The 3,108-nt window shown below is 61.1% G+C and carries 4 protein-coding genes and 1 pseudogene; 4 read left to right on the plus strand and 1 reads right to left on the minus strand.

The genetic code is table 11. The features are described 5' to 3' along the window. Positions 1 to 329: 329 nt before the first annotated feature. The 3 genes and pseudogenes from AC1DY5_RS49100 to AC1DY5_RS49110 all read left to right on the plus strand — a co-directional run. A pseudogene (locus AC1DY5_RS49100) lies at positions 330 to 524 on the plus strand (transposase domain-containing protein); the annotation flags it as partial. Positions 525 to 654: 130 nt separating this feature from the next. After that, entirely contained in the window at positions 655 to 1,620 is a 966-nt protein-coding gene (locus AC1DY5_RS49105) for a zinc ribbon domain-containing protein (RefSeq protein WP_478121579.1), read from the plus strand. Positions 1,621 to 1,775: 155 nt separating this feature from the next. Further along, on the plus strand, positions 1,776 to 1,931 hold the full coding sequence (locus AC1DY5_RS49110) for a hypothetical protein (RefSeq protein ID WP_478121580.1): 156 nt from the start codon (positions 1,776 to 1,778) through the stop codon (positions 1,929 to 1,931). Positions 1,932 to 2,031: 100 nt separating this feature from the next. On the opposite strand, the gene AC1DY5_RS49115 is transcribed toward AC1DY5_RS49110, so the two are convergent. After that, positions 2,032 to 2,286 carry a hypothetical protein gene (locus tag AC1DY5_RS49115; RefSeq protein ID WP_478121581.1) on the minus strand — a complete coding sequence of 85 codons (255 nt, stop codon included), beginning with the start codon at positions 2,284 to 2,286 and terminating at the stop codon, positions 2,032 to 2,034. Positions 2,287 to 2,443: 157 nt separating this feature from the next. Between AC1DY5_RS49115 and AC1DY5_RS49120 the strand changes: the two genes are divergently transcribed. After that, positions 2,444 to 2,647: a hypothetical protein gene (locus AC1DY5_RS49120; protein ID WP_478121582.1), complete on the plus strand. Its 204-nt coding sequence runs from the start codon at positions 2,444 to 2,446 to the stop codon at positions 2,645 to 2,647. Positions 2,648 to 3,108: the final 461 nt, after the last annotated feature.

A 3,108-nucleotide genomic window follows, 5' to 3' on the forward strand; every position in this document is an offset into this window, starting at 1 on the left:
GCGCGTATCCAGGCGAGCGGCGATCTCGTCGTTGTCGATGCCCTGGGCGGCCATCAAGATCATCTTGGCGCGAATCACTTCAAAATAGGGCAACGTATATCGAACCGCCCGCCGGTTCAACTCGGCTGCGCTTGAAGGCGCCGCAGGTCAAGCAAACGAAGTACCGCCCGCCCAAGGCCCTGCTGGCGTTCCTGCAGGCGCTGTGATTATGCGAAGCGGCTCCTGCACGCGCACGCGTCCGTACACTCGGCAGGAGCGTCACGTCAATACGCCGACTTCGCATAAAAGCGGACTGAGCATTGCGGCGAACATGCTCTCATATGCATGTTCGCCGTAATTGGCTCTTCATTGGGAGCCAGYTGGCCGGCGAGCGGGCTGCTGTCGTGATGAGCTTGCTTCAGTCGGCCAAGCTCAACGGGCACGAGCCTTGGGCCTACCTGAAGGACGTCCTCACCCGCATGCCGACGCAGTTGAACAGTCGGATCGAGGAGTTGCTGCCCCACCGGTGGCAGCCTGCCGGCTGAGCTCGACCAGGTCGACGCCCGGCGCCGCGCCGAGACGGCCGCGGCTCGACCGACAACGAACACGGTCAGCACGACGACGCCGAGCCAGCGCGAGGCGAACACCGTCGCCTTCGCCCAAGCCGCATCCACTATGTTCATCATGGACGCGATGCTCAGCCACCGGCCACGTCACCTCAAGATGCCACGGCCAGGCGCTTACAACGTAGCCACAAAAATCCAGGAGTACCGGAATTGGATGGCGGCCAAGGACTACTGGAAGGCGACGAGTTCGATCCGACGTTGCGCCCAGCTGATCGATGACCCAAAGCTAAGGGCTATGGTCGCGGACGGTGAGGTCAAGGCCTTCGTTCGGGATATTGGAGATTCGACTGCCACTGATGCCGTACGGCTCAGGCCCTTTGAGTTGCTTTCACGGGATTACCCAGATGTCGCAAAACGGCATGCCAAGTGGCATGAAAAGTCCGTAAACGAGGCCGCGCTGCGCCGCGCAGACGAGCGTTATGCCAATCGTTTCAATAGACCCGTTCGCCCCGGCGACACGTCGCAGCAGGTGATCACAACCGGCTGGGGCTACCCTTCTCACATTAACCGCACCACCACAGCGCCTGGCGTACGCGAACAGTGGGTATATGGCGAAGGCATTCACCAACGGCGCGCTGACGGCGATACAGGATTGACGACGCACCGCGGCTCCATGGAAATTCTGTTCTTCCTGTCTTTCTGGATCGTACTGTCTGTGGTTGCCGGAATCATTGCCGGTGCCAGAGGACGTGCAGGCTTTGGCTTCTTCCTGCTGGCCTTGCTTCTCTCTCCTTTCATCGGTCTGATTCTGGCGGTGGCGCTTCCCAGCCGCACGACAGTGGCGCGGGCGAACGGAGAAGTGGCGTCCGCGCGCACGCACACAAGATGCCATGCCTGCCGGGAGTTGGTGAGGCGGGACGCCCTGAAGTGCAAGCACTGTGGCGAGCAACTGACGCCGGTCGCCACCAACGCCACCGCGCCGGGCGATGGTGCCGAAACTCTGAAGGTGCTTCTAATCTGTGGCGGCATTGTTGCGCTGATTGGGGCGGTGATATTCGGCCTTGCCACACGGTGATTCGAAACGCCCCCGTTGCCGTGCTCAAGTGCTGACCGCAGAGGCACGCATGCGCGTGACGACCGCCCTCCCTACATTCTCGACTCCCTATCCTCTAGCCATGCCCCGCACCCCCCGACATCAAGCGCGTCGCCCGCAGGCACCACGAGCTCCGCGTGGTCGAGGAATACCCGCTGCCCAAGGTTGAGGACTCGATGGACCTGGACGTGCTCAACACCGGATCGGCGATCCTGAACGGGGTGTTCGGAGGCGATCGTGGCGCGCATGAAGGCGCGTCGCTCCGGAGTAAAGCTCACGAGAAGACGGCGTGATGGACGGCGGCCTCCGGCATCGAGGATCCGCCCGTGTCGGGTGGGTGCCGAAGCTTCCTCTACCAGCGCTGGAGGCCGTCGTCTTCGCTGCGATGGAGCCCTACAGATCCGAGAATCGCGATTCGCCGGTATCGTTGCGGGACATCCAGTCGTCAATGAAGTCGCGAGCTTTCGTGCCCAGGGCAAGCCTTGCGGCGGTCTCATCGAGGCGCGACGTGGACAGCACCAGACGGCATTTGTGCTGTCCCTTCCGAAGGAGGTCCGCACGCCCTGAAAACGCCTCTCCGGTACCCGTGATCTCCACGCGTACTTCCCATTCGCGATAGTCAAATTCCGCCCCACCATCGGTGAGCATTGGGATCGCCTCGCTCTTCTGCTCTCAACAGAGGGACCTGCCGCCTATCTAAGGTTAGGCGAAAAAGCGAAAAATGATAGAGGCACTATCGGGGGTTGACTTGCTGCAGCGCAGCGTCAGGTTTTGTTCAGGAATTGGGTCCACGATGAGTCTATCGATGAGCACCCAGGCAGCCAGAGTCCAGGCCAGATTGAAATGGTTCGCCGCCTGCGAGAGGATCTTGTTCTCCCTGAACCCTCCAGAGAGGGCCACCGATGGCGATCCGCCGATTGACCTTCAGGAGGCTGTTCGCCTAGCTGATGAGGCACTTGATGAGTTGCGTGTGGCCTTTGGGATCGACAGATCTGACAGTGACCGCTGACTGACTGAAGACGGCAGTTCGCTAGGTGTCAAAGCGCAGGAAGCTCGTGCGGACGATACAGAACCTGTCCAGGGAAGAAGGCCACCGTCGTCTGGGTGGCGCACCGTCAATCCTCTGAGCCACCATTCCCGCTTGATAGGTCGGGCCAATTCAGACCATTCAACCGCGCGTACGCCAAATTCATCGCTCCGAGCTTCGCCTGCAATGCGGCCGCGTCGACCGGTTCGCCATGAAGTACTCGCGCTACCAGTGACTGCCAATCGGCCATGGCAGTAGCATACGCATCGGTGCCTTGGGCGATCCGCTGCCACTCGTCCTCTAACGTTGAGGGGACATCCGTCACAACTGTCGTCCTAGTTGCTCGCTGGTTGGCTTTGCAGGTCCTGCGGCACGACCTCAGTCGTTGCCGTACCTAGAAGTTCACCCCAGAAATGAAGGAGTACGTCAGCACCCCGATCGCC

Source organism: Variovorax sp. P4_D9, assembly GCF_056401695.1.